Raw genomic sequence first — 23,840 nt, forward strand, 5'->3', positions numbered from 1 at the left:
GGGGACCAGTTCGAGGGTCAGTTCGGTTCCCGCTCGGAACCTCATCATTCCTGCACCGGTCTTCCCCCGTATGAGGCGATCGCGTCTTGACGACGTTGCCGCACGCCTCGGAGGCCGCTTGATCGGGCCTTCAGGGTGGGCGTCGGGAGTCATCACCGACAGCCGCCTGGCCTCCAGGGAGACATTGTTCTTCGCCCTCCGAGGCCAGAGGTCGGACGGGCACGACCATGCCGCGGAGGCCCTCGGACGAGGGAGCTCCGCCGTGGTCGTCGAGGAGGGGCGGGTGCAGCTCGAACCGAGGATCGAGGTTCGCGACCCGCTGGCCGCTCTGGCGGGCCTGGCGGCAACCGAGCGGTCCGCCTCCTCGGCCCATGTCGTTGCGATCACGGGGTCGACGGGCAAGACCACGACGAAGGATCTTCTGGTCTCGATCCTGTCTCTGGCGGGACCGACGCACGCCAGCCCGGAGTCTTTCAACAACCATGTGGGGGTCCCGACGACACTGCTCGGGGCGGCCTCCGACCCGGCGTTCTTTGTCTGTGAGATGGGCGCCGGGGCCGAAGGCGAGATCGCGGACTACTGTCGGATAGCGCGCCCGGACTCCGGGATCGTGACCAACGTGGGCCAGGCGCACCTCGCAACGTTCGGCTCCGTCGACTCGATCGCTCGGGCGAAACGCGAGGTGGTCGAGGCCCTTGCGGACGACGGGCTGGCCGTCCTGAATCGCGACGACCCACGCGTGATCGCCTTCTCCCGAGGGCTCAGGTCTCGGATCGTGACGTTCGGACGCTCGCGGGCCGCAGACGTGCGCGCTACCTGCGTGCGTCTCGGAGCGGACGCAAGGGCGAGGTTCACGTTGGTGACGCGCCAGGGAGCCGTGCCCGTCGTCTTACCCCTGCCTGGTGCGCACATGGTGCCCAACGCCCTGGCCGCCTCGGCTGCGGCGTTGGGCTTGGGCCTGACCCCAGTGCAGTGCGCGGAGGGATTGAGGGCGGCCAAGACGAGCCGATGGCGGATGCAGCGGTCGGTGACGCCCTCCGGTGTTCGGCTCCTGAACGACGCCTACAACTCGAGCCCTCCTTCGGCCCGCGCCGCTCTGACAACGGCCCGTCTCATGGCGGGGAGCGGTCGGTTGATCGCGGTGATCGGAGAGATGGCGCAGCTCGGACCCGAGTCCGCGAGGGAGCACCGGTCCCTCGGCCGGTTCGCGTCCGAACTCCCTGTGGACCGCCTCATCACCGTGGGCGCATCCGCGAGAGCGATCTGGAGCGTTGCCACCGACCGTGGGATCGCCGCCTCGCACTCCGAGGACCTGGACGGCGTCGACGCAACCCTCGAGGCGATGTGCCGCCCCGGGGATGTCGTTGTTCTCAAAGCGTCCCGCTCGGCCGGCTTCGAGCGGATCGCGGCGGCGCTGTCATGAGTTCCGAGGCGGTCGTGGTCGGGGCCGGCATCTGTGGCGCCTCCGCGGCCTACCATCTCGCGGCCCAGGGGGTTCAGACGCTCCTCGTCGAGCGATCGGGTATCGGGTCGGGCGCGACCGGGGTGGCCCCGGGACTGCTGTGCGGGGGAAGCGATCCTCCGTCGCAGGCCCCCGGACTCGACGTCCTCAAGTCCTGGGCCCAGGCGCACTACGAGGAGACCCTGATCCCGATCCGCGACGAGCTCCCGAACAGCGCCCTCAGGTGGACGGGGGCCCTGCGCATACGCCGGGTCGCCGATCCCCCCGATCCTCCGACCGAACCGGCCCCCGGATCGATCGAGATCGTGAGCGCTCGCGACATCTCGCAGATCGATCCTTCGTTGCACGCACCGCTGGGGGGGAGCTGGTTCCCCGAGGACGGGAACGCCGATGCCCCGGCGATCGCGAGGGCCTTCGTGTCGGCAGGCGTCGCGACCGGGAAGCTCGCGCTGGATCATGCCGACGGCATCGAGGTCGTCGCCCCGGGGGGCGCGGTCACGGGGTTGCGTACGACGTCGGGCACGATCGACTGCTCGACGCTCGTGGTGGCGACCGGAAGCGACGAGCGAGGGCTCCTCGCACGGCTCGGCCCGGAGCTCGCACCGGTGCGGGGGCAACTGCTGGTCGACCGTGGGACGCCACACCCCCGGGTCGTGTGCCGCTACGGCCGCACCTACGCGGTGGCGCGAGGAGGCTGCACACTGATCGGTGCAACCGAGGAGCGTCTGGGTTTCGACACCACGCCGGATCACCGGAAGCTTCGGGTGCTCGCCGGTGAGTGGGGGGAGCTGATGGGACGGGGGCTCGTCGATCCCGAGGTGAGAACGGGCTTCCGGTCGGCGACCTCGGATGGGGCCCCGTTGATCGGTCGGCACCCCGGCGTCCGAGGCCTCTACATCGCCTCGGGGCTGTATCGGGATGGCGTCCTCCTCGGGCCCGCCGCGGGCGCGGCCATCACCCGCGTGGTGACTGCGGGAGTGGCGCTTGCTCCATGGGATCGGTTCGATCCCGCTCGCCTGATCGAAGGTGCCGCATGAGCTTGGTCCTGCGCGAAGCAGCCGCGGTCGACTCCGTCTTGGACGTGGTCGGGCACACGCCCCTCGTGCGCCTGAGGCGCCTGCCCGATCCTGCGGGCGCCGACGTGTTCGTGAAGCTGGAAGGCTTCAACCCCAGCGGCAGCGTCAAGGACCGCTCCGCTCTCGGGATGATCGATGCCGCTGAGGCGGCCGGGTCGCTGGCCCCCGGCATGACCGTGATCGAGTCGTCATCGGGCAACCTCGGCGTCGCGATCGCGCAGATCGGTGCGGTTCGTGGCTACCGAGTGATCATCGTTGCGGACCGCAAGGCCTCACCCGCGCAGGTTGCGCTCATGACCGCCTACGGGGCGGAGGTCGATCTGGTCCAGGGTGATCCCCCCGAGGGTCTGCAGCAGGCGCGTTGGCACCGGGTACGCGAGCTCGCGGCGATCCACGCGCCCGCCTTCATCCCCGATCAGTACGACAACCCCGACAATCCTGCGGCCCACGCTCGGACCACGGGCGCCGAGCTGCTCGCCGCGCTCGGTGATCGGTTCTCGACGGTGGTCGCGTCGGTGAGCACCGGGGGACACCTCAGCGGGATCGCGGAATGCGTGCGCCCGATGGGAGTGCGGATCGTCGCGGTGGATATCGCGGGGTCCGCACTGTTCGGGTCCGAGAGCCATCCGTATCTCACGAACGGCATGGGCCTTTCGTGGACGCCCGGGAACCTCGCCGACGACCTCATCGACACGGTGGTCGTCGCCGACGACATCACCGCCTTCGAGACCGCGCGAGCGCTCGCACTTCACGAAGGGATCCTCGCCGGGCCGTCGACGGGGGCGGCCGTGGCTGCCGCGATCGGAGTGGCTTCCACCGCTGCTCCGGAGGACTCCGTCGTGGCGATCGCACCCGACAGGGGTGATCGCTACGTGGATTCGCTCTTGCAGCCCGACTGGTGCGAGCGGCACGGTATACGGGCGTGGCCGAGCGTTCGGCAAGCTCGGGAGAACCCGAGGCTGGCGTCCCTCGGCCGCAGCGTGCGGCGGACGCTCGTCGGCCGGGATACGGGATGAGTCGCGCGTGACGGGGCGGGTGTCCACCGCCGCGCCTGCCGACCTGGTGCTCAACCCAAGGTCGAGGCCGAGCGATATCCCGGCACCCGGTCGGCAAGCGTTCGAGTGGCACCGGTCCCTTCCGGGATACCGTCCGACGCCGCTACGATCCCTCCCCTCCCTCGCGGAGTCGCTCGGTCTGGAGCGACTCCTGGTGAAGGACGAGTCGAGCCGTTTCGACCTGCCCTCCTTCAAGGCCCTCGGAGCCTCGTGGACGACCCGACAGCTCCTGCGCGAGCATCGGGGGACCCGGATCGATGCGCTCGTCGCGGCATCCGACGGCAATCACGGCCATGCTGTCGCCGCCGTTGCGCGCGAGCGAGGCCTCGATGCGGTGATCTACCTTCCTCCCACGGCGGTCCCGGCGCGGGTCGACGCGATCAGGAAGACCGGGGCACGCGTGATCACCGTCCCCGGCACCTATGACGATGCCGTGAGCGCGGCGGCCGCGCACGCAGCACGGTTCGGCTCGGCCCTCCTCGTCACCGACACGTCCGTGAGTGCCGCCGACCCGAGCGCGAGGGCAACGATCGACGGCTACGCCACGATCTTCTGGGAGATCGACGATCAGCTCGCGCGTGCCGGTCTGGAGCAGCCCGATCTGGTGATGCTGCAGGTTGGGGTGGGTGGCCTTGCCGCCGCGGGAGTTCGGCACTTCCGTGCGGAACCGACTCCGCAGGTGATGGTCGGTGTCGAGCCGCTCCATGCGGCCCCCGCGTTCGAGTCGCTCCGCAGCGGAGGGCCGGTCCGAGTCGACCTTCCCACGAGTGCGGGACGCATGGTCGGGCTCCAGGCCGGCATGGTTTCCGCGGCCGCCTGGCCGTCCCTTCGTGACGGACTCGACGCTGCCGTCGCGATCTCAGATGTGTGGTGTTCGCAGGCGATCGAGGGGCTCGCCGATGTCGGGATCGCCACCCTGCCGACGGGTGCGGCCGGTCTCGCCGGGCTGCTGGCGTTGGCAGCCATGGACCGCAGGCCGAAGGGTCTCGTGTGGCGAGGCTCGGCGCTCGTCATCGTGACCGAAGGGGATGATGGGAGCGGGTTGGCTTGGGGTCCGCCGTCGAGGCGGCGGTTTCAATGGGACACGACATGGACTCAACAGAGGACGTTGCGGCGCACCTGAAGGGGACTTGGTCGGTGGCATAGCTGCGCTCACGTGCCTTCCGCGAGCTTCAGCAGGTCGCCTCGCTCATTGAGGATCCAACCAGTGGAGGAGGCCGGCTCCCAGGCTGAGTCGACAAAGGCCGCTGATTGCGTGAACGTCTCAGGCACGTCCGCCACCGGCACAGTCTCGTGCGAGATCCCATCAAGCGCAGCCACCTCCCATTCACTTTCGGAACCTTGAATGAACAAGACATCGTCATCCGGTCCGAAGAAGGGAACGATCATCTGCTCGTCACTCGATCCCGGGGTGACGGCTCCCGTCAATGTGTCGACTCCGAGGGCGGGATCGGTACCACGGGAAGCCCAGATCCTGCCGTCGCGGTATGCGATCGCGGTCGCCCCTGGAACACTGGCGATCAGAGAGAAGGATGAGTCACCACTCGAAAGGGCGTACAGGCGCGTTCCGACGACCTTCGGCCCAGCGCCTTCGTCTGACTGTTCCAGCACGTCGCCCGCAAGAATCCACAGTCGTCCGTCGCCAGTCTGTATGTCCCAAACCTGCCGACTAGCACCTGCCTCAAGGGTCGGGGAAGCGGTTGCCAGGTCAACGCTTGATTCCACAGCGTCCAGCGCTGGATCGACCTCGCTCACCCAGACGGTTCTTCCGTTGGCGGATGTGGATGTCACCCACACTTGCGCGTCGGCACCCGTCACAAGCCCAGCCACTTCCCCGGGCAGCGGCACATTGGCCGCTACCGACCCGTTGCTGTTCAGCCTGCTGACAGAATTACTCGTGTGCGGCGAAGTAGCAATGCCAGTGATCCAGATCGACTCGTCCACGTAAGCGGCCGACGTGGGACCATCGCCTTCGATGATCGTCTCCTGTGTCCCGGATTGCGCGTCCACTTCCAGCAGCGCGTCGTAGGTTCCAACCAAGACCGATCCGTCCGGTCCAACGACGAGGAATCGACCACCATCCCCGGCCGGGATGATGGTTGGCTCCAGCTCGGTCGGGACCGATGAAGACGCGCTGGTCTCCTCGCCTGGACCCGCACCACTCGTGAACGAGACGACCAGCCATCCGATCGCTGCCACCGACATGACCACAGCAACGACGATGGCCGGGAGTCGACCACGATTGCTCCCACGCTCATGCATGCGATGACCAAGCGCGGCCCTCGCAGAGGTCTCGTCTACCTTGACCAAGCTAGCCTGGCGCTTGAGTGCCTCACGCAGTTCTTCGTGCACCATTTTCGATCTCCTTGCGCAGACGACCTAAGCCGCGTGAACACTGGCTCTTGATCGTTCCAACAGAAACGCCCAAAGCAAAGGCTGCTTCGGAGTCAGTCATGTCGTCGTAGTACTTCAGGATCAGGCAGGCTCTCTGGCGCGAGGGAAGGGTGACAAGAGCTCGGGTTATCAGATCGGAGTTGTCGATCGCTTCGTGTGGATCGGAGACCGGCAAGGCGTGGGCTCTTGCCTTGCGTCGCTCAAGACTGAAACGGCGTACTCGGCTTCTCCACGTGTTCACCGCGGTCCGTCGCAGGTAGTACTTGGCCTTCGCTTCCTCCAACTTCTCTAGGTGAGGGGCGATTCGGACGAAGCAGTCCTGCGCCAAGTCCTCTGCCACGGCCCGACTGCCCGTCAGGAGTGAGCAGAACCTGACAAGCCCCGAGTACTCAGCCTCGAAGAGGGACTCCCAGGAAACCCGGGCGTCTTGCCCAACCGTGCCTGGCTGTGCCTGTCGCGCCATCGATAAGCCGCCTATGTAGATAGAGACTCACGGGGCATGGGAAAAGTTGAGATGAGAAGGGAAAATCCTCCTTCGACCTCCAGACAAGGCCGGGCCTGCTCCCGATCGTCAAAGTCCCGGCGGCCAGCCGAAAGGCCCGCCGCGGCGCACGGGGTGGGCGGCGTGTGGACAAGGAACGCTTGATCGAGATCAAGGGCGTCACGATGCCCGACGGTCAAGTCCAGAAGGTTCAGATCTATGCCACCGATGGTGCGGCGGCGATCGGACGCCTCAACGATGAGGGCGAGATGATACTCGTCCCGCTTGAGCGCGTCCGAACCCAACGGCGCGCGAGCAAGAGCGGATACAGCTGGAACAACCAGTACCGGCTCCCGGCAGAGTTCGGTCACCGCGAGATCACCTTCCGCCTTCAGGGAAACGATGCGGACGCCGCGAAGAAGCTGAACCGAGCCGAGAATCTGCGCGCGATCCCCCGGTCCGACCCCGACTTCGGGCGCCTGTACGTTCGCCGGAGCGACGCCGAGAGCATCAACCGCCACCTCGAAGACACCCTGTATCTGAATCGAGCGCACAGCGTCGGCATGCTGCGGCAGGAGGCGGATCTCCTCGGCTTCGCTCTCTCGGTCAAAGCGATGACCGTGCACGACATCGGGCCCGTGAGTCCTTGCCCGAGGCTGCATAACCTCCCTGCGTTGCGCGTTCCATCGGTTAGACGCTGCTCGAAGTAGCTGAAGGGGCGCCGGCGATCGATGCCGCGCCCTTGCGGGGCTGAGTAGACTCGAGTGCCGAAGGTTGCTGGCTTTCGTGGACGGGTTTCCTGCCACGTTTCCTGCATCCCCCGGGGACGTAGCTCAGTCGGTAGAGCACCGCCTTTGCAAGGCGGGGGTCGCCGGTTCGAATCCGGTCGTCTCCACCGAGGGTCGTCGACTCACCTCCTTCGCGTCGATCCACGCACCCGACGTCGTCCCTTCTCAAGCCGCACGGGCGATCCGTCGAAGTTCCTTCGGAAGGCATCCAGGGGGAACCAGGAGGGACCGGGCTCGATCATGCGTGGGTGGCCGAACTCGAGGTTCCTCCATGCTGGTCCGCTCGCGCTGCTCGCCGTCGCCCTCCTCGGACTGGCGCCCGCAGCCTCGTCTGCCGCGTCGTCGGCGGGCGCATCCTCCGGCGCCGCGCAACCGGCCGTCTCCGAGCCGTCGCCGCAGCCCCAGGCGCCCCCGGCGCCGTCGGATCCGAACGTCGTGTTCATCGTCTCGGACGATCAACGGTGGGACACCCTCGACGCGATGCCCAACGTCCTGTCGCAGATCGCCACGCCGGGCGTCACCTTCGAGAACGCCTTCGTGTCGAACCCGCTGTGCTGTCCGAGCCGAGTGAGCATCCTCACGGGGCAGACCTCGGCAACGTCCGGCGTCTGGCGGAACGCCCCGCCGGGCGGCGGGTTCGAGTCGTTCGACGACTCGACCACGATCGCGACCGAGCTGCAGGGCGCGGGGTACCGCACGGGGCTGTTCGGGAAATACCTGCAGGGCTACGCTCCCGACGGCACCTACGTTCCACCCGGCTGGAGCGCCTGGGCCGCCCGCGATCGCGCCGCGTACTTCGACTACACGCTGAACGTCGACGGCGTGCCGACCGCGTTCGGCAGCGCCTCCCAGGACTACTCGACCGACGTGCTTGCGGGGATGGCGGACGGGTTCATCCGCTCGACGCCTTCCTACCAGCCGCTGTTCCTGTTCTTCTCCCCGTCGGCGCCGCATCTTCCGGCGACGCCCGCCCCTCGCCATGACGGAGCGTTCGACGGGATCGCGAAATATCGTCCGTCGAGCTTCGATCGGATCGGGACAGGCTCTCCTCCCTGGGCCGAGGCTCTGCCGCCACTCGCGTGGCGCGACCGTGCGAAGCTCGACGAGCTCCGGCGCGACATGCTCGAGACGCTCCTCGCGCTCGACGAGGCCGTCGGCACGATCGTGACGGCACTTCACGACACGGGACGACTGTCCGAGACGCTCCTGGTGTTCACCTCCGACAACGGCTATCTCTGGGGTGAGCACCGGCGCGAGGGCAAGTCGGTCGCCTACGAGGAGAGCATCCGCGTCCCACTCGTTGTGCGCTACGACCCGGCCGCCACCGCGGGAGCGCTCGACGACCGGTTCGCGATGAACATCGACCTGGCGCCGACCGCCGCCGCGGCCGCGGGTGTGGCGCTCCCTGCCCCGGACGGGAAGAGCCTGCTCCCGCTACTGCAGAACTCCGAGGGCCCGGGCGTCAGGAGCCGGGTCGTCGTCGAGCAGATCCCGCATAGCAGCTTCGACGTTCCTCCCTATTGCGCGATCCGGACACGCCGACACTCCTATATCCGTTACCGCAACGGCGCGACCGAGCTCTTCGACCTGCGTCGTGACCCCTACCAGCTGCGGAACCTGACCGCCGATCAGGCGCACCGGCCCCTCGTGCGATCGTTGGTGCGTGGCACCCGGAGTGCCTGCGAGCACAGCCTGCGCGGGTAGCTCGAGCGCCCGCTGCGAGGGTTCAGCCACTCTCCCCGGAAGCCGAAACGAACGGAGAGGAGGCGGCATCGCGGGTGTCGCCGGAGAGCGAACCGCGGAGACGGCATCGGCGATGGATCGCAGGGAGCGTGTACGCGAGCTTGCAGGCAGGGTCGGCGCCGGCCGAACCGGACGGATCGTCTGGACCGGCATCGCTCTGTTCGCCGCCGCCGTTCTGCTGTTGAGCACCTCGGTGCAGGCTCGGGAACGGGGGAACGAGCGCGCGTTCGCCGAACGTCGGGCGGCCGGGAAGGTGCGCACGGCACTGTCCCAGTCGCTCACCGCGAGGGACCTCGAAAAGCCGATCCTCGGGCCGCGGCTCCGGGAAGTCCTGATCCTCGTGCGCGCGAAGTTCCTCGCAGATCCGGCGATCGGACGCGTCCGGATCTGGCAGCCCGACGGCGACCTGATCTTCTCGACACAGGAGCGCGAGCGGCTCGTTGACGCGACAGGCGAGGAGGCCGGGCTGATCCTGGACGCGATCGAGGGTCGGACGACCAGCGTCGACGCGGTCGAGCGGGTGGCTCCGGGCGTCCGCGCCCGGCCCGTCCGGACCGAGATGTTGAAGACGGTCACGCCGATACGCGTTCCGAACCGCGAGGCGGTGCTCGGCGCCGCCCAGATCGACACGTTCCTGTCCTCGATCGACGAGCCCGCTGCCGAGCCTTGGCAGACGCTGCGGATCGTGTTCGGGATCGTGCTGCTCGCCGCGCTCGCGATGCTGGTCGTCGCGGTCCGGTTCCGCCGCGACTATCCCTAGGCCACAGGTTCGCGCAAGAGGTCGACCGCGTACGCGTCGAGCAGCGCACGTTCGATCGTCCCCGCGTCGACCGTCACGCGCGGTTGCATGCCGTAGCGCACCGCCGTTCCCAGGTGCGGCTCGCACAGCGGAAGCATCCGCCGGCGACCGACGATCGCGACGACGTCCGGATCCTCACCGAAGGTGCCGCGCAGCCAGAAACAGAGCAGACAGACCAGACGGAGGCGCTGCGGGTAGGCGAACTCCGCGCGGTACCCGTGCTCGTGCTCCACGATCGTGCCCCACAGCGCGATCCGCCCGAGCACGGCGGGGGTCTTCGTCCGGCGCAGCAGCTCCGTCGTGTGGGTTGCGTGGAGACCGCAGGTGCACCCGAGGGCGGGTGCGGCGTGCAGACGACCCTTCTTGCAGTGCGCCCTCGCCGGCTCGCGGTACGGCCAGGGCAGACGCGGACCCGCGACCGGGCGCAGCCGGAGGCGGCTAGCGTCGGGGCGGCCGGTGAGCGCCCACGAACGCCACGCGACGATCGGTTCCGTCGTCGCGAGCGCCGGAGCCGCGCGCGCGAGATCGACCTGCATGGCCTACCTCGATGGCGCGGGCGGGGGCTCGGCGGGAACGGGATCGGCGGGAACCGGCTCAACCGGGCGGGGCTCCGACGGCGCGACGGGGTCGGGAAGCGTCTCGGGCACGGGGAGGGTTCCGGGATCGATCTCGATCACGCGCTTGGGGCGACCGATGTTCATGGGGCCAGCGTACGCCCGTTCTCCGATCCGCTCAACGCGAGCCGTCCTGCCTGGTCAACGACGGACGAGCTTGAAGATCGCCTTCGTGTCGCTGAAGTAGAGGGCGCCGTTCGGGTGGGGTTCCACCGAGAGGATCCCGCCGTCGTGGCGGAACACGACCCGTTGTCCCTTCACGTTCCGCCGGTCGGCGGTCAGCGAGACGCGCCGGAGCTGGCCGGTGTTGATCGCACCGAAGAAGGCGGCCCGACGCGCGGCCACCCCGAGGTCGCACCCGTCACAGAACGCGATGCCGGTCGGAGCGATCGTCGGGTTGTACCAGCGTTCGGGGAGCACGGGGTTCGGCCCGTCGCGGTTGGTGTTCCGGGGCGCGTTGCCCGAACAGCTCTCGTTCGGCCCCCATCCGTAGTTGCGACCGGGCGCGATCCGGTTGAGCTCGTCGTTGCACTCCGGGCCGTTCTCCGTTTCCCATAGGTCGCCGCCGTAGGGGTCGAACGCGAGCCCGAACGAGTTGCGGATCCCGAAGGCGAACACGCGACGGTTCCCGAGGGGGTTGTCGCCGGGGATCGCGCCGGTCGGTGTCATGCGGAGCACCTTGCCGCGCTCGTCGCCGAGCTGCTGGGAACGGGCCGGACTACCCCCGTCGCCGACGACCGCGTAGAGCATCCCGTCGGGACCGAAGGCGATCGGCCCGCCGTTGTGGATCGAGCTGGGGCTGCGCCGTGCCCAGATCTTGGTGAGATCCCGGCCCTTCCCGTCCACGTTGCGCAGCCGGATGATCTGGTTCTGGACACCGCCGCCCCCGCGGCGCGTCACGTACACGTAGACCAGCGGCGTCGCCGGGTAGTCGGGGTGCAGCGCGATCGACAGCATCCCACGCTCCCCGGAGCTGTTGACCCCGCGCACCTTGAAGAACGTGTGGCGCCCTCCGCCGGCCCGGTTGATCACCAGGATGCGTCCGGAGTTCTTCTCGATCGCGAAGACGCGGTTGTTCGGAGCGAACGCGAAGTCGGTGGGGAACCGCAGGCTCCCGACCGCCCGCACGGAGCGGACGCGGGCGGCCGCCGGGTGCGCCGCGAGCAGCGACCCGGTGAAGGACAGCACGACGACGAGCGCGATCCCCGCGGCGAACATGCGACGCGTAGGGGTCATCGGCGGTCGAGCCGGTAGATCCCGTCGAAGGTCGAGAAGAACAGCCGCCCCGAGGGTCCCGCCTCCAGCGCGACGACGTTGTTCCCGGACAGGAGCTTCTCGATCCTCTTGATCCGCGTGCGCGGCTCGTTCAGCGTCGTGCGCCGGATCAGTCCCTGCTGACGGCTTCCCCAGAACATCCGGCCGCGGCTCTTCGGCCCGAGACGGCATCCCCGGCAGAACACTGCCCCGACGGGGGCGATCGTCGGGGTCCACCAGCGCTGCGGCAGCACGACGTTCGGGCCGTCCTGGTTCGTGTTGAACGGGTCCTGCCCGCTGCAGGTCTGACTGGCACCCCAGCCGTAGTTCTGCCCCTCGCGGATCCTGTTCAGCTCGTCGTTGCAGGCCGGTCCGTTCTCGGTCTCCCAGAGGAACCCCGTGTGCGGATCGAAGGCCATCCCGAACGAGTTGCGGATCCCGTAGGCCCACACGACGCTGCCCGCGAACGGGTTGTCGACCGGGGCGTTCCCGTCCGTGTCCATCCGGAGCACCTTCCCGCGATCGTCGTCGAGGTCCTGCGCGTTCCCCGGCTCGAGTCCGCCGTCGCCGACCACCGCGTACAGCATCTCGTCGGGACCGAACAGGATCCGCCCACCATTGTGGTTCGTGCGCGGCTCGGCGACCGGGGCGCTCCAGATGATCTCGGGTGAGGTGCCGCTGCCGTCGTCGTCGATCAACCTCACGATCTCGTTCTCGAGCGGATCGGCCGGGGCGGGGCGGCGCGTGACGTAGACGAAGACCTCCGGCGTCGCGGGGTAGTCAGGGTGCAGCGCGACGCCGAGCACGCCGCGTTCGCCGGCAGAGCTCACGTCGGTGAACTCGTAGAACAGCGTGTTGGTGTTTGCGGCCCGGTCGATGATCCGCACCTGGCCGTTGCCGGCGTCGGCCTCCTTCTCGGTGTAGAAGATGCGGCCGTCGGGAGCGAAGGTGAATCCGACGGGGACCTCGAGTCCCTCCCGGACGGGAACCGCCACGATCTTCGCGCTCGCGAGCTCCGGGAGGACCCCGAGGGCGAGACAGGCGCCGATCGCGACCGCGAGGACCCTCGCGATCCCGCGGGCACCGGAACGTGGGCGACTCGTCGCTAGCATGGGCGGGTGATCCCTTCTTCCTTCGGCATTCCCGTGCTCCGGTCTGAAGACCCCCGGTTCCTGCGAGGCGAGGGCCGCTACCTGGCGAACCTCCCGCTGGAGGGGGCGCTGCACGCCGTGTTCGTCCGTTCCATGATGGGCCATGCGGGGCTGAACGGTGTGGACGCCGCCGCCGCGGCCCGGATGCCCGGCGTTGAGGCCGTCTGGTCCGCGGCCGACGTTGAGGGACTCCCGCAGATCCCGCCGTCGGGCAACGTCCCCGAGCTGTTCGCGATGCCGTTGCTCGCCTCCGAGCGGGTGCGCTACGTCGGCGAGGCGGTGGCCGTGGTGCTGGCCCGGACGCTCGAGCAAGCGGTGGACGCCGCCGAGCTCGTGGCCGTCGACTACGATCCGCTCCCCGCTGTCGTGGGGTTCGACGCGGCGCTCGCCGACGACGGAGAGCTGTTGTTCCCCGCGCACGGCAGCAATGTGTGCGATGTGCTCGACGAGGAGCGTCCCGAGTCGCGGGGTGACGACGTGCTCGCCGACGCCGAGGTCGTCGTCCGCGGAACGTTCGTGAACCAGCGTCTCGCCCCGGTCCCGATGGAGCCGAACGCGTTCGCCGCCCGGCCGGAGGAAGGGGGAGGCCTCACGGTCTGGGCGTCCACGCAGATCCCGTTCGACGTGCGCGACGACATCGCGGAGGCGCTAGGGCTCCGGCGGGAGCAGGTACGTGCGATCGCGCCGGACGTCGGTGGCGGGTTCGGTGCGAAGCTCGTCGTCTATCCGGAGTTCGTCGTCCTCGCGAAGGCCGCGCTCGATCTCGGGGTCCCGGTTCGGTGGGCGCAGTCGCGTTCCGAGAGCATGACCGCCCTCACCCACGGCCGGGCGCAACGACAGCGCGTCGCGATCGGCGCCACGCGGGACGGAACGATCACTGGTCTGCAGGTGCACCTGACCCAGGATCTCGGCGCCTACCCGATCGGCGCCTACCTCGCGGTCACGACCGCGGAGATGGCCGGCGGCGTCTACCGCATCCCGAGCATCGACGTCCGCGGCGAGAGCATCGTGACGAACGCGTCGCCCGTCCAGGCCTACCGGGGAGCCGGCCGGCCCGAGGCGACCGCGCTGATCGAGCGCGCGATCGACCTCCTCGCGGCCGAGCTCGACATGGATCCGGTGGCGTTGCGGCGCCGCAACCTGATCGAGCCGGATGCGTTCCCCTACGACACGGGACTCGGTCCCGTCTACGACAGCGGCGAGTACGCGCGGGCCCTCGACACCGTCCTCGGACTCGCCGGCTACGAGGACCTTCGTGCCGAGCAGGCGAGGCGTCGGTCGGCGGGCGGTCCGATCCGGCTCGGGATCGGGATCAGCACGTACGTGGAGACCACCGCCTTCGCCGGCAAAGAGTGGGGGAGCGTCGAGGTCCACGACGACGGGACGGTCACGGCTTTGACGGGCTCGTCCTCCCATGGTCAGGGGCACGAGACCGCGTTCGCACAGCTCGTGTCCGGGGCGCTCGGGGTCGGGTTCGACTCGGTGACCGTCGTGCACTCGGATACCGCCAAGGTGAAGATGGGGAACGGCACGTACGCCTCGCGTTCCCTGCAGCTCGGCGGATCCGCGTTGTGGGAGCAGAGCCTGGCGGTGATCGACGAGGCGACCCGCCTCGCGGCGGAGGATCTCGAGGTTGCGATCGACGACGTGGCGCTCGCCGACGGGGTGTTCGGTGTCGTCGGCGCTCCCGATCGACACCGCAGCTGGTCGCAGGTCGCGCAGCTCGCCCGCGCGGCGGGCGGAGCGCTGTCCTCGGAGGGGCGGTTCGCGCAACGCGAGTCGACCTACCCGTTCGGAGCGCATATCGCCGTGGTCGAGGTCGACACCGGAACGGGTGACGCCCGGCTCGTGCGCCACGTGTCGGTCGACGACTGCGGGCGGATCCTCAACCCGATGCTCGTGCAGGGCCAGGTCCACGGCGGACTCGCCCAGGGGATCGCGCAGGCGCTGTACGAGGAGGTCGTCTACGACGAGCAGGGGAACCCCCTGACCTCGACGCTGTCGACGTACGCGATGCCGAGCGCCGCGGAGCTCCCCGCGTTCGAGAACGCGAGCACCCAGACCCCCACCCCGCACAACCCCCTGGGTGTGAAGGGCATCGGCGAGGCGGCTACGATCGGATCCACCCCGGCGGTGCAGAACGCGGTGATCGACGCGTTGTCCGACCTGGGGGTGCGTCACCTCGATCTGCCGCTGAGTCCGGAGCGGATCTGGCGGGCGCTCCGCGCCGCAGCAGGCACCGACGGAACGGGTCAATAGTCCGTTCGCGGCTAACGGGTTGGATCCGGCGTGCCGAAGCCTAATCAGCGATGTTCAAGCACGGGCCCGGCAAGGGCTCTTCGACGCTGTCGGCGGCGGTGGCGATCCTCGTCCTGCTGGGCGCGAGCCTGGCCGCAGCGAGTCCGGGAGATCTCGGCCGGTTGGTCGACCACGCGAAAGAGATGCTGAACATCGCGCCCGAAGACACAGCCACCGGGGATCACGGCAAGCGCGACGACGGCTCCGGTGACGGGGCGCCGGCGGGAGACGCGGATGGTTCCGGCGACGCGTCCCGCCCGGGCGGCGGCGCAGGCGGTGACGGTGGAGCGGGTTCCGCCGACGCCGCCGGTGGATCTCCCCACACCGGGGGTCCCGATGACGGTCCGGATCCGCCGGACGTCGACGGCGACGAACCGGGCCCGGGCAATGGGAACGATGATGACCCCGGCGAAACGAATGCCGGCGGGAAGGGTCACGGCGCGGGCGGTGGCAACTCCGGCAACGGCGGTGGCAACGGTGGTGGAGACGGCAGCAACGCGGGTGGCAGCGGCTTTGGCGACGGTGGCAACGCGGGCGGCAACGCGGGCGGCAACGGCGGCGGTTCCAGCAGCGATCACGGCGCCGGGGGCGATCACGGCGTCGGTGGCGGCACCTCAGGCAAGGGCGGCAACCCGGGCTCCGGGGGCGGCGCTCCATCCGGCGTAGGTCAGCCTCCTGACGAAACAGAAGGGTAGTTCCACGAGAGTTCGCGTCAGTTCATTGCTCCGTCAGCCGGTTTACGTCTTCGCCCGAACCCCATCGCCCCGATATCGTCAGCTGGTTGACGTCTTCGCCCGAACCCCATCGCCCCGATATCGTTAGCCGGTTGTCGTGCTGGCCCGACCACACCCGCCTCCAGGTCGTCAGGAGGCTGACGCGTTCCTCACCGGTTCGCCCGTCCGCGCCACCTGCTCGATCAGGTCGGCCGCCCGCGCCGTTCCCGGCGACGCCTGCAGTCGCGAAGAGATCGTCGCCAACGCAGCGCGACGTTCCACGCCGGACAGCAGCTCTTCGATCGCCGCCAGCATTGCCGGCGCCTCGAACTCATAGGTCGGCAACCGGACGCCGTAGCCCAGCTCATCCACCCGTTGCGCGTTGTCGTACTGGTCCCAGAACACCGGCAGCACGATCATCGGCTTGCCGAAATGGAACGCCTCGGTCACCGTGTTGTTCCCCCCGTGCGTGATCACGAGGTCGACGTGCGGCAGGATCGAGGTCTGCGGCAGGAATTCCGCTCCGTGCATGTTGTCGGCGACCTCGTACAGGTCCGCCTGCGGCCCCTTGCTCACGACGAACCGGTGCGGAGAGGTCGCCAGCACCTCGACCAACCGCTCCATCAACGACACGTCCGCCGAGGCGAGCGAGCCCAGCGAGAGGTAGATCAGCTTGCCGTCCCCGGACCCGCCGGACCCGCCCAGCGACGCCGGAACCTCCCACGGCTCGTCCGTCGTCCGCACGCTCGAGTCCAGCCGATGCCAGGTCGCGGCGAGGGGATCACGGCGCGCGTAGTCGGCCTCCTCCGGGTACACGTACAGGTTCAGGAACGGCGACCCGTGGATGAATTCTCGCGCCCCCAGCGGCGGCGCACCTCGTTCCACGCAGAACTCCGAGAACGCCGCCGCCATCGGCGACAACACCCGGTCGTACTCCTCCCAGAACTCCGCCCACCCGCTCGTGTCGCCGTTGGCGGCGTAGCCGGAGAACACGGGCGGGATCGCCGGATCCTTCAGTTCCGCCGGGTTGCACGAGGCGATCCGGACCCACGGCACGCGCGAAGCCATCGCGGGCAGCGTCGGGAACGACACCACGTTGTCCTCCACCACGGCGTCGGGCTGCACCTCCTCGTAGATCTCGCGCAGCCGGTCGTCGACGTAGGTCGCGCCGTCGATCAGGGCCTGCCAGGTCGGAGCGAGGAACGAGGAGATCTGCTCGATCGTCGGCTTGCGGAACTCGGGCGCGGTGTCGCGGATGAAGTCCTTCCAGAATTGCCCCGGAACCTCCTCCTCCTCCGGCGGAGGCGCGAGGCGCATCAGGCGTTCCTCGAAGCCCTTCGCGGCGAGCGTTCCTTCGAACGACTCCTCGATGATGAACACGACGCGGTGCCCGCGCGACCGCAGGACGTTGCCGATCCCGACGCAGTTGTTCGTCGGCCCGAACGCGCCTTCGGGAAAGAACACGATCGTCTTCGCGCCTGCGTCCACCACCGACGCCGCCGCCATCACCACCATCACCTCCGTTGCCGAACCGCTCGTTGCGGTGCCCGGATGCTACCCTCGCTCGCCATGAGCGTGGAGACCCGTCCGACCGATACCCCGATCTGGGAACGCCGGTTCCGAGCACCCACGGTGTGGTTGCCGACCTGGTCCCCCGACGCGCCTGAACGGCTCGTCTACGCCTCGAACCAGGGTGGGTCGTGGCAGCTCTGGGCGTGGGACCGGAGCACCGGGGAACGCAACAAGGTGACCGACGATCCGGTCGGTCTGCACGACGGGTTCCCGACGCCGGACGGTTCGGGGATCGTCTGGTTCCACGACGATACGGGCGACGAGTTCGGCCGCTACCTCGTCGCTCCCTTCGAAGGCGGAGGGACCGAACCGCTCGTCGAAGGGATCCCCGACGGGTGGCCCGCCGGACACGCCGTCCGCGAGGGCGTCGTCGCGGTCGCCCTCGGGGAACGCGAGGGGTTCGCGATCTACGTCTCCGTCGACGGCGAGCGCGCCCGGGAGGTCTACCGGCACGACGAGGTCCTCGGCCTCGGCGGCGGGGAACACACCGGCTTCAACACCGGCGGCCTGTCGGCCGACGGCTCGCTGCTCGCGTTCGCGCACTCCGAGCACGGCGATCCGCTGCACCCCGCGCTGCGCGTGCTCGACGTCCGCACCGGCGAGACCGTCGGCGACCTCTGGGACGGCGACGGCAAGGGGCTGTCCGCCGCCGCGTGGAGCCCGGTGCCGGGCGACCAGCGACTCGCCGTGGTGCACGAGCGTGCCGACCTCCAGCGCCCCACGATCTGGAACCCCGTCACCGGGGAACGCAGCGATCTGGAGGTCGACCACCCCGGCGCGATCGAGGAGATCTGGGACTGGTACCCGGACGGCTCGGCGATCCTCGTCTCGGCCTCCCTCGACGGTCGCGACAGCCTGCTGCGCATCGACGCGTCGACGGGTGCCGCCACGCCGGTCGAGCACGACGAGGGCGTGGTCTCCGTCGCCCGGGTTCGTCCCGACGGCGAGGTGTGGATCCGCTGCTCAGCAGGCGGAACGCCCTCGCGGGTGATCGGTGCGCGCGGCACCTCGCTGCTCGAGCTCGACGGGGAAGCCTCGCCCGGGGGACGACCGTATGAGTCCTGGGAGTTCACCAACCCGAACGGGCAGCGGGTCCACGGGTTCGTGGTCCGGCCCGACGGCGAGGGGCCGTTCCCGCTGGTGATCGACATCCACGGCGGGCCGACGTGGCAGTGGTACGACGAGTTCTCACCCACGGTCCAGTCGTGGGTCGACGCCGGCTTCGCGGTCGCCCTCGTGAACTACCGTGGCTCGACGGGGTACGGGGCGGCCTGGCGCGACGAGATCAACGGCAACCCCGGGTTCACCGAGCTCGAGGACGTGATGGCCGGGCTCGACGACCTGATCGCGTCGGGCATCGCCGATCCGGCGCGCGCGGTGATCGCCGGTGACAGCTGGGGTGGCTACCTCACGCTGCTCGGGATCGGGATGCACCCCGATCGCTGGGCCGCTGCCGCGGCGGGCGTGCCGGTGGCCGACTACGTCGCCGCGTTCGAGGACGAGGCACCGTCGTTGCAGGCGATGGACCGCGGGCTGTTCGGTGCCGGACCCGACGAGAAGCGGGAGATGTACGAAGAACGCTCGCCGATCACTTTCGTCGACCGGGTGGAGACGCCGCTGTTGATCCTCGCGGGCGAGAACGACAGCCGGTGCCCGATCCGTCAGGTGGACAACTACGTCGCGGCGATGCGCGAACGGGGCAAGGAACTCGAGGTCTACCGGTACGACACGGGGCACAGCTCCTTCGTCGTCGACGAACGCGTGCACCAGCAACGGATCCGGCTCGAGTTCGCCGCGAAACACGTCCCCGGCGTGACGCCGTCCTGATCGGGTTCCGACCGGCGTGATCCCCGGCCGGTCGACTCAGTGCCGGCCGCGGCGCTGCTCGGCCTGGCCCACCCGCTCGACGGCGATCTCGTAGGAGGCCTCGCGATGGGTAACGCGGCCGGCCTCGGCGCGTGCCAGCACCTCGTCGGTCGCCGTTTCCATCAGCTCGCGGAGCCGGTCGTTCACCCGGTCCTCGGTCCACCGCTCCCGCTGGATGTTCTGCACCCACTCGAGGTAGCTGACGGCGACGCCGCCCGCGCTGCCGAGGATGTCGGGAACGACGACCACGCCCCGCTCGGCGAGCACCGCGTCGGCCTTTGGGGTGATCGGGTAGTTCGCCACCTCGAGCACCGTGGAGGCTCGGACCTGGTCGGAGTTGTCCTCGCGGATCGACTCCTCGAGCGCGGCGGGGACCAGGACCTCGCAGTCCACGCCGACGATGTCTTCGCCGTCGATCGTCTCGGCGTTCGCGAAGCCGACGACGCTCCCGGTCTCGCGCTTGTGGTCGAGCACCGCGCGGGGATCGAGCCCCTGCTCGTTCACGACCGCTCCTCGCGAGTCCGACACACCGACGATCCGGTACCCGAGCGCGTGGGCGAGGATCGCGAACCACGAGCCGGCGTTCCCGTAGCCCTCGACGGCGATGCGGATCTCGCCGCGCGCCCAGCCGTGCGCGTGCGCCAGGCGATCCAAGCAGAACACCGCGCCCCGTCCGGTCGCCGCGTCGCGCCCGAGCGAACCGTTGTACTCCACCGGTTTGCCGGTGAACGCGCCGGGCGAGTCGCGGCCGACGAGCCGGGAGTACTGGTCGGTCATCCAGGCCATCTCGCGTGGGCCCGTGTTCACGTCGGGGGCGGGGATGTCCTGCTCGGGTCCGATCACCGGCGCGATGCCGCGGACGAACGAGCGACACATCCGCTCGAGCTCGCCCTCGCTCAGCTGCTTCGGATCGACCCGGATCCCGCCCTTGCTGCCCCCGTAGGGGATGTCGACGAGCGCGGTCTTCCACGTCATCAGCGCCGAGAAGCACCGGAACTCGTCCAGCGACGCGTCGGGATGGAAGCGCAGTCCACCCTTGAACGGGCCGCGAGCGCCGTTGTACTGCACGCGCCACCCCGCGAACACGTCGAGTGAGCCGTCGTCGCGGGGCACCTTGACCTGGACCGCGACCTCACGCCGGGGACTCGAGAGCACCGTCCGGGTCGCATCGTCCAACCCGAGCCGATCCGCCGCCTCGGAGAAGAATCCTCGCACCGCCTCGAAGAGCTCCATCGGCTCCCACCTCCCGTTCCGCCTGTGGAGGGTGTGCGGCGCACATCCTTGCACGCCAGAGGCTCCCACGGCCAGTTGCTCGCCGGCGCGTGTCCCGAGGCGGCCTCGCTAAGCTGGGCGCATGCCCTGGTGGATCACCGTTCCGATCGCGATCGTGATCGCCGCCCTGATCTGGCGGATCGGGATCGGCGTGATCCGCGGCATCTCGCTGGCTCCCCCTCCGCCGGACCGCGACGACGCGGAGGACGTGGAGGAGCTCGACGTATTCCTCGTCTGCTCCGAGTGCGGAACCGAGTTCCGGGTGACCCGGATCGGCGAGCTGCAGGTTCCGCGTCACTGCGGCGAGAAGATGCAGGTGGAACGGCGTCCCCGCGGCTCGACCCCCGCCTGAGGGCCGGTTCCCCACAGGTTTTCCACAGCTGATCCCGGACGATCGGGCCTGTTTCCCACATCGGATGAACGGACGGAACCCGGGTGTCCCCCGAGAGTCACACCGATGTGATTTCCCCAAGTGGGGAGAACGCCGTGGAAAACCACACGGGTGTGATTCGTGGGCACGGGGAACCGGGGGCGGATCAGCGCCAGCGGGTGGTGCCGATGAAGCCGACCGCGATCAGGCCGAGTCCGCTCCACAGGTAGAGGTTGCGCGCCCCCTGGTCGGTGCCGGGCAGCACCTCCATGTAGTTGAGGACGATCGTCACGACGCCCAGGCCCATCAGCACCAGCAGCGTGGGCCCGTACCAGCGCGGGCTCTCCCTGCGCGGCTGTTTGCGGTTGGGCTCGAGCTGGTAACGCTGGGAGGCGCTGCGTGGTCGCGCCGCCTTCTGCTTGCGCCGGGTGACGTGCGTCTTCGACTTCGGCATGACCCCGGGATGGTACCGCGTGGTCGCGTGCCATCATGGCGAGCCCATGCCGTCCGCAGCCCCTCTCGATCCCGGCGCCACCCTCGTGCGTGTCGACGAGGACATCGAGCTGCGCATGCCGGCCGAGGTCGACGCCGAGGCGATCTTCGCGATCGTCGACGCGGAGCGACGCCGGCTCGCGCGCTGGCTGCCGTGGGTGGATCTCGTTCCCGACGTCGAGGTTGAACGCGGATTCCTCCGCCGGTCCCTGCAGGAGGCGGCCGAGGGTCGCAGCTTGACCCTGGTGATCTGGGTGGACGGCGAGATCGCGGGTGGCGTCGGGTTGCCGCGCATCGAGCCCATCGATCGATGCTGCGAGATCGGGTACTGGATCGCGCAGGCGTACGCCGGTGCGGGGGTGATGACCCGTTCGGTCGCCGCGCTCACGACCCATTGTTTCGGCGAGCTCGGGATGCATCGGGTCGAGATACTCGCGGCGGAGGGGAACAGGAGAAGCCGCGCGATCCCCCAGCGCCTCGGCTTCGTGCAGGAGGCCGTGTTGCGCGCGCGGACCTTCGCGATGGGGGGATTCCGCGACGCGGTGATCTACTCGGTCCTCGACCACGAGTGGGATGCCGAGCAGGGCCGAGGTCCGGGAACCGAGAGACGACGCCCGTGGAGGCGGCCCCAGTGAGGCGGCCCGCGTGAGGTGGCCTCCGCCCGGCATCGGGCTCGGCCTGGCCGCGGCGCTCGCGGCGGCATTCACGGTGACCGGCTGCTCCGGCGAGGAACCTGCGTCGTGCGCCGACGCCTCCGCCGCCGTCATCGAGGCCGCGGGGTTCCCGGCGGAGTTCTCCGAGTACGCGGCGGTCGCCGGCGACGAGGGCGCGTGGTTCGTCGGCATCCCCGCCGATCTCGTCTCGGTCCATCCGGAGGTCGCCGTCTACGCGACCGACGCGGACCCCGGTGCCGTGCCGTTCGAGGGAACGCTGCTGCCGGCGAACGACCTCGCCGCGGGAACCAAGGGCGAGCCGGTCGCCTCGGACGCCTTCGACGACGCGGACGTGGTCACCGAGGCGACCGCGTGCGTCCACCTCAGGACTGCTGAAGCCTTTCCTTGAGGGAGGCTTCCCGAGCCGCTTTCGCCACGCCGACCACGGCTCCGACCACGAGCGTCGCGGGAGGGCCGATCGAAACGGCGGCAGCGAGCGTCGGAAGCTCCCGGAGGGTCCCGACGACGGACCGCTGCTCCGGCGTTCCCGCCCACTGGACGATCGCGGCAGATTCGGCTCCGTCGCGGCCGGCCGCGATCAGCTCCGCGCAGACCGCCTCGAGCTTCGACGCGGCCATCAGGACCACGAGGGTGTCGACGGCCGTCGCGACGCGGGCGAGGTCGACCTCGTCGCCGTGGGCGGTGCTCGCGGTCACGACCGCGAAGCTCTGCGCCACTCCTCGATGGGTGACGGGGATCCCGGCGAGGGCGGGGGCGGCCACGGCGCTCGTCACGCCGGGAACGACCTCGCACGGAACGCCGGCCTCCACGCAGGCGAGCATCTCCTCGCCGCCGCGACCGAACACGAAGGGGTCGCCGCCCTTCAGGCGCACGACGACATCTCCCGCCAGCGCTCGTGCAACGAGTAGCTCGCCGATCTGTTCCTGCTTCATGGCCGACACGCCGGGCTCCTTGCCGACGTAGGCGCGCTCGGCGCCGGGTGCGAGCTCCAGCAGCTCGGGGGCAGCCAGCCGGTCGTAGACGACGACGTCGGCCTCGGCGAGCGCCTTCGCGCCGCGGACCGTGATCAGCTCCGGATCGCCCGGACCGGCGCCGACGAGGATCACGCGCCCGCTCACAAGGACTCCTCCCTATCCGCGAGCAGGCGCGTCCGCAACCGATCAGCCAGTTCGTCGGGGCGGCCGGCGGCCACGAGCTTCTGGGCCTCCTCGAGATCGAGCGCTCGGCGCCAGCGGCGCGAACGGTCGGCGAGGTCGGGAAGCGCATCGATCGTCTCCTCGCGCACTTCGCGAAGCACGCGGAGGATCTCCTCCCACTCCGGACCGAACCGATCGCCGAGCTCCTCGCGGAGCTTGCGCGCCAACGTCGGGGACCCGCCGCCGGTGCCGATCGCGAGCACCAGTTCCCCGCGGCGCACGATCGCCGGCATCGCGAAGTCGCACTGCGGGATGTCGTCGGTCACGTTCACGAGCACACCCCGCTCGCGCGCGGCGGTCCCCAGCTCGGCGCGTTCGCCCGCGTCGCGCGACGCCGCCAGGCACAGGAACGCGCCGTCCAGATCCGACGGGCGCCACGCCCGACGTTCCACGCGAACGCGGTCGTCGGGGGTCTCGGCGACGTCGACGTCGCCCTCGACGATCAGCGTGATGTCGGTCGCGCCCGACTCCAGCAGCTGGCGCACCCGGTGTTCACGGACGGCGTCGACCCCGATCACCACGACCCTGCGTCCTGCGAGCTCCAGCAGCGCGGGGAACCCGAACGGCACG

At 69.6% G+C, this 23,840-nt stretch carries 24 protein-coding genes and 1 tRNA gene; 14 read left to right on the top strand and 11 right to left on the bottom strand.

The genetic code is table 11. The annotated features are described in order from the left end of the window. The first annotated feature begins 70 nt into the window (after nucleotides 1-70). Genes murF through WEF05_02680 form a run of 4 tightly spaced genes read left to right on the top strand, consistent with a single transcriptional unit; the run spans nucleotide 71 to nucleotide 4,716 of the window. A complete protein-coding gene (murF, locus tag WEF05_02665) occupies nucleotides 71-1,423 on the top strand; it encodes a UDP-N-acetylmuramoyl-tripeptide--D-alanyl-D-alanine ligase (GenBank protein ID MEX1100803.1) in 1,353 nt (450 codons plus the stop codon). Next, entirely contained in the window at nucleotides 1,420-2,499 is a 1,080-nt protein-coding gene (locus WEF05_02670; GenBank protein MEX1100804.1) for an FAD-binding oxidoreductase, read from the top strand. Before murF ends, WEF05_02670 begins: the two co-directional genes overlap by 4 nt. Then, nucleotides 2,496-3,554: a cysteine synthase family protein gene (locus tag WEF05_02675; GenBank protein MEX1100805.1), complete on the top strand. Its 1,059-nt coding sequence runs from the start codon at nucleotides 2,496-2,498 to the stop codon at nucleotides 3,552-3,554. Before WEF05_02670 ends, WEF05_02675 begins: the two co-directional genes overlap by 4 nt. 46 nt (nucleotides 3,555-3,600) lie before the next feature. Next, on the top strand, nucleotides 3,601-4,716 hold the full coding sequence (locus WEF05_02680; GenBank protein MEX1100806.1) for a pyridoxal-phosphate dependent enzyme: 1,116 nt from the start codon (nucleotides 3,601-3,603) through the stop codon (nucleotides 4,714-4,716). A 29-nt stretch (nucleotides 4,717-4,745) separates the two neighbouring features. Here the strand turns inward: WEF05_02680 and WEF05_02685 are convergent, their stop codons facing one another. Then, nucleotides 4,746-5,948: a hypothetical protein gene (locus tag WEF05_02685; GenBank protein ID MEX1100807.1), complete on the bottom strand. Its 1,203-nt coding sequence runs from the start codon at nucleotides 5,946-5,948 to the stop codon at nucleotides 4,746-4,748. Then, nucleotides 5,926-6,450: a sigma-70 family RNA polymerase sigma factor gene (locus WEF05_02690; protein ID MEX1100808.1), complete on the bottom strand. Its 525-nt coding sequence runs from the start codon at nucleotides 6,448-6,450 to the stop codon at nucleotides 5,926-5,928. The genes WEF05_02685 and WEF05_02690 overlap by 23 nt, the downstream gene beginning before the upstream one ends. 164 nt (nucleotides 6,451-6,614) lie before the next feature. Between WEF05_02690 and WEF05_02695 the strand changes: the two genes are divergently transcribed. From WEF05_02695 to WEF05_02710, 4 genes are all read left to right on the top strand, one after another. Then, the gene (locus tag WEF05_02695) at nucleotides 6,615-7,178 is read left to right on the top strand and encodes a hypothetical protein (GenBank protein ID MEX1100809.1); all 564 of its coding nucleotides are present in this window, start codon (nucleotides 6,615-6,617) and stop codon (nucleotides 7,176-7,178) included. A 112-nt stretch (nucleotides 7,179-7,290) separates the two neighbouring features. Next, nucleotides 7,291-7,363: transfer RNA gene (locus WEF05_02700), tRNA-Ala, on the top strand. Nucleotides 7,364-7,496: 133 nt separating this feature from the next. Beyond that, entirely contained in the window at nucleotides 7,497-8,960 is a 1,464-nt protein-coding gene (locus WEF05_02705) for a sulfatase (GenBank protein MEX1100810.1), read from the top strand. 112 nt (nucleotides 8,961-9,072) lie between these two features. Continuing rightward, the gene (locus tag WEF05_02710) at nucleotides 9,073-9,759 is read left to right on the top strand and encodes a hypothetical protein (GenBank protein MEX1100811.1); all 687 of its coding nucleotides are present in this window, start codon (nucleotides 9,073-9,075) and stop codon (nucleotides 9,757-9,759) included. On the opposite strand, the gene WEF05_02715 is transcribed toward WEF05_02710, so the two are convergent. The 4 genes from WEF05_02715 to WEF05_02730 are packed head-to-tail and all read right to left on the bottom strand — an operon-like array spanning nucleotide 9,756 to nucleotide 12,778. Further along, on the bottom strand, nucleotides 9,756-10,334 hold the full coding sequence (locus tag WEF05_02715; GenBank protein MEX1100812.1) for a hypothetical protein: 579 nt from the start codon (nucleotides 10,332-10,334) through the stop codon (nucleotides 9,756-9,758). The genes WEF05_02710 and WEF05_02715 overlap by 4 nt on opposite strands. Before the next feature lie 3 nt (nucleotides 10,335-10,337). Then, nucleotides 10,338-10,499 carry a hypothetical protein gene (locus tag WEF05_02720; GenBank protein ID MEX1100813.1) on the bottom strand — a complete coding sequence of 54 codons (162 nt, stop codon included), beginning with the start codon at nucleotides 10,497-10,499 and terminating at the stop codon, nucleotides 10,338-10,340. 54 nt (nucleotides 10,500-10,553) lie between these two features. Continuing rightward, a complete protein-coding gene (locus WEF05_02725; GenBank protein ID MEX1100814.1) occupies nucleotides 10,554-11,648 on the bottom strand; it encodes a PQQ-dependent sugar dehydrogenase in 1,095 nt (364 codons plus the stop codon). Beyond that, entirely contained in the window at nucleotides 11,645-12,778 is a 1,134-nt protein-coding gene (locus WEF05_02730; GenBank protein MEX1100815.1) for a PQQ-dependent sugar dehydrogenase, read from the bottom strand. The genes WEF05_02725 and WEF05_02730 overlap by 4 nt, the downstream gene beginning before the upstream one ends. Nucleotides 12,779-12,784: 6 nt before the next feature. Here WEF05_02730 and WEF05_02735 point away from each other — a divergent pair, with 6 nt between their 5' ends. Together WEF05_02735 and WEF05_02740 are read left to right on the top strand one after the other, a co-directional pair. Continuing rightward, on the top strand, nucleotides 12,785-15,076 hold the full coding sequence (locus WEF05_02735; GenBank protein ID MEX1100816.1) for a xanthine dehydrogenase family protein molybdopterin-binding subunit: 2,292 nt from the start codon (nucleotides 12,785-12,787) through the stop codon (nucleotides 15,074-15,076). A 50-nt stretch (nucleotides 15,077-15,126) separates the two neighbouring features. Further along, complete coding sequence (locus WEF05_02740) at nucleotides 15,127-15,810, top strand: hypothetical protein (GenBank protein MEX1100817.1); 684 nt, start codon at nucleotides 15,127-15,129, stop codon at nucleotides 15,808-15,810. Nucleotides 15,811-15,978: 168 nt separating this feature from the next. On the opposite strand, the gene WEF05_02745 is transcribed toward WEF05_02740, so the two are convergent. Next, entirely contained in the window at nucleotides 15,979-17,343 is a 1,365-nt protein-coding gene (locus WEF05_02745) for a nucleotide disphospho-sugar-binding domain-containing protein (GenBank protein MEX1100818.1), read from the bottom strand. Nucleotides 17,344-17,397: 54 nt separating this feature from the next. On the opposite strand from WEF05_02745, the gene WEF05_02750 reads away from it, so the two are divergent. Then, nucleotides 17,398-19,227, top strand: a complete 1,830-nt coding sequence (locus WEF05_02750; protein MEX1100819.1) for a prolyl oligopeptidase family serine peptidase — start codon at nucleotides 17,398-17,400, stop codon at nucleotides 19,225-19,227. 36 nt (nucleotides 19,228-19,263) lie between these two features. Here WEF05_02750 and WEF05_02755 read toward each other — a convergent pair whose 3' ends face one another. After that, entirely contained in the window at nucleotides 19,264-20,499 is a 1,236-nt protein-coding gene (locus tag WEF05_02755) for a Glu/Leu/Phe/Val dehydrogenase (protein MEX1100820.1), read from the bottom strand. A 121-nt stretch (nucleotides 20,500-20,620) separates the two neighbouring features. Here WEF05_02755 and WEF05_02760 point away from each other — a divergent pair, with 121 nt between their 5' ends. Continuing rightward, complete coding sequence (locus tag WEF05_02760) at nucleotides 20,621-20,890, top strand: hypothetical protein (protein MEX1100821.1); 270 nt, start codon at nucleotides 20,621-20,623, stop codon at nucleotides 20,888-20,890. 184 nt (nucleotides 20,891-21,074) lie between these two features. On the opposite strand, the gene WEF05_02765 is transcribed toward WEF05_02760, so the two are convergent. Beyond that, nucleotides 21,075-21,362, bottom strand: coding sequence for a cell division protein CrgA (locus WEF05_02765; GenBank protein ID MEX1100822.1), 288 nt, complete (start codon nucleotides 21,360-21,362; stop codon nucleotides 21,075-21,077). Between the two features lie 46 nt (nucleotides 21,363-21,408). Here WEF05_02765 and WEF05_02770 point away from each other — a divergent pair, with 46 nt between their 5' ends. Further along, nucleotides 21,409-22,035, top strand: coding sequence for a GNAT family protein (locus WEF05_02770; protein MEX1100823.1), 627 nt, complete (start codon nucleotides 21,409-21,411; stop codon nucleotides 22,033-22,035). A 10-nt stretch (nucleotides 22,036-22,045) separates the two neighbouring features. Further along, nucleotides 22,046-22,462, top strand: a complete 417-nt coding sequence (locus WEF05_02775) for a hypothetical protein (GenBank protein ID MEX1100824.1) — start codon at nucleotides 22,046-22,048, stop codon at nucleotides 22,460-22,462. Here WEF05_02775 and cobA read toward each other — a convergent pair. Together cobA and WEF05_02785 are read right to left on the bottom strand one after the other, a co-directional pair. Next, complete coding sequence (gene cobA, locus WEF05_02780) at nucleotides 22,437-23,192, bottom strand: uroporphyrinogen-III C-methyltransferase (protein ID MEX1100825.1); 756 nt, start codon at nucleotides 23,190-23,192, stop codon at nucleotides 22,437-22,439. The two genes, WEF05_02775 and cobA, sit on opposite strands and share 26 nt — an antisense overlap. Further along, nucleotides 23,189-23,839, bottom strand: a complete 651-nt coding sequence (locus WEF05_02785) for a bifunctional precorrin-2 dehydrogenase/sirohydrochlorin ferrochelatase (protein MEX1100826.1) — start codon at nucleotides 23,837-23,839, stop codon at nucleotides 23,189-23,191. The genes cobA and WEF05_02785 overlap by 4 nt, the downstream gene beginning before the upstream one ends. Nucleotide 23,840 lies beyond the last annotated feature (1 nt).

The organism is Actinomycetota bacterium (assembly GCA_040881665.1).
Lineage (GTDB): Bacteria > Actinomycetota > UBA4738 > UBA4738 > HRBIN12 > JBBDWR01.

Excerpts from the sequence above, each read along its gene's own strand:
- WEF05_02770 (MEX1100823.1), top strand. The coding sequence starts at position 21,409 with ATGCCGTCCGCAGCCCCTCTCGATCCCGGCGCCACCCTCGTGCGTGTC.
- WEF05_02710 (MEX1100811.1), top strand. The coding sequence starts at position 9,073 with ATGGATCGCAGGGAGCGTGTACGCGAGCTTGCAGGCAGGGTCGGCGCC.
- WEF05_02690 (MEX1100808.1), bottom strand. The coding sequence starts at position 6,450 with ATGGCGCGACAGGCACAGCCAGGCACGGTTGGGCAAGACGCCCGGGTT.
- WEF05_02750 (MEX1100819.1), top strand. The coding sequence starts at position 17,398 with ATGAGCGTGGAGACCCGTCCGACCGATACCCCGATCTGGGAACGCCGG.
- WEF05_02745 (MEX1100818.1), bottom strand. The coding sequence starts at position 17,343 with ATGGTGGTGATGGCGGCGGCGTCGGTGGTGGACGCAGGCGCGAAGACG.
- WEF05_02670 (MEX1100804.1), top strand. The coding sequence starts at position 1,420 with ATGAGTTCCGAGGCGGTCGTGGTCGGGGCCGGCATCTGTGGCGCCTCC.
- WEF05_02725 (MEX1100814.1), bottom strand. The coding sequence starts at position 11,648 with ATGACCCCTACGCGTCGCATGTTCGCCGCGGGGATCGCGCTCGTCGTC.
- murF (MEX1100803.1), top strand. The coding sequence starts at position 71 with ATGAGGCGATCGCGTCTTGACGACGTTGCCGCACGCCTCGGAGGCCGC.
- WEF05_02760 (MEX1100821.1), top strand. The coding sequence starts at position 20,621 with ATGCCCTGGTGGATCACCGTTCCGATCGCGATCGTGATCGCCGCCCTG.
- WEF05_02740 (MEX1100817.1), top strand. The coding sequence starts at position 15,127 with ATGTTCAAGCACGGGCCCGGCAAGGGCTCTTCGACGCTGTCGGCGGCG.
- WEF05_02720 (MEX1100813.1), bottom strand. The coding sequence starts at position 10,499 with ATGAACATCGGTCGCCCCAAGCGCGTGATCGAGATCGATCCCGGAACC.
- WEF05_02765 (MEX1100822.1), bottom strand. The coding sequence starts at position 21,362 with ATGCCGAAGTCGAAGACGCACGTCACCCGGCGCAAGCAGAAGGCGGCG.
- WEF05_02685 (MEX1100807.1), bottom strand. The coding sequence starts at position 5,948 with ATGGTGCACGAAGAACTGCGTGAGGCACTCAAGCGCCAGGCTAGCTTG.
- WEF05_02715 (MEX1100812.1), bottom strand. The coding sequence starts at position 10,334 with ATGCAGGTCGATCTCGCGCGCGCGGCTCCGGCGCTCGCGACGACGGAA.
- WEF05_02705 (MEX1100810.1), top strand. The coding sequence starts at position 7,497 with ATGCGTGGGTGGCCGAACTCGAGGTTCCTCCATGCTGGTCCGCTCGCG.
- WEF05_02675 (MEX1100805.1), top strand. The coding sequence starts at position 2,496 with ATGAGCTTGGTCCTGCGCGAAGCAGCCGCGGTCGACTCCGTCTTGGAC.
- WEF05_02730 (MEX1100815.1), bottom strand. The coding sequence starts at position 12,778 with ATGCTAGCGACGAGTCGCCCACGTTCCGGTGCCCGCGGGATCGCGAGG.
- WEF05_02755 (MEX1100820.1), bottom strand. The coding sequence starts at position 20,499 with ATGGAGCTCTTCGAGGCGGTGCGAGGATTCTTCTCCGAGGCGGCGGAT.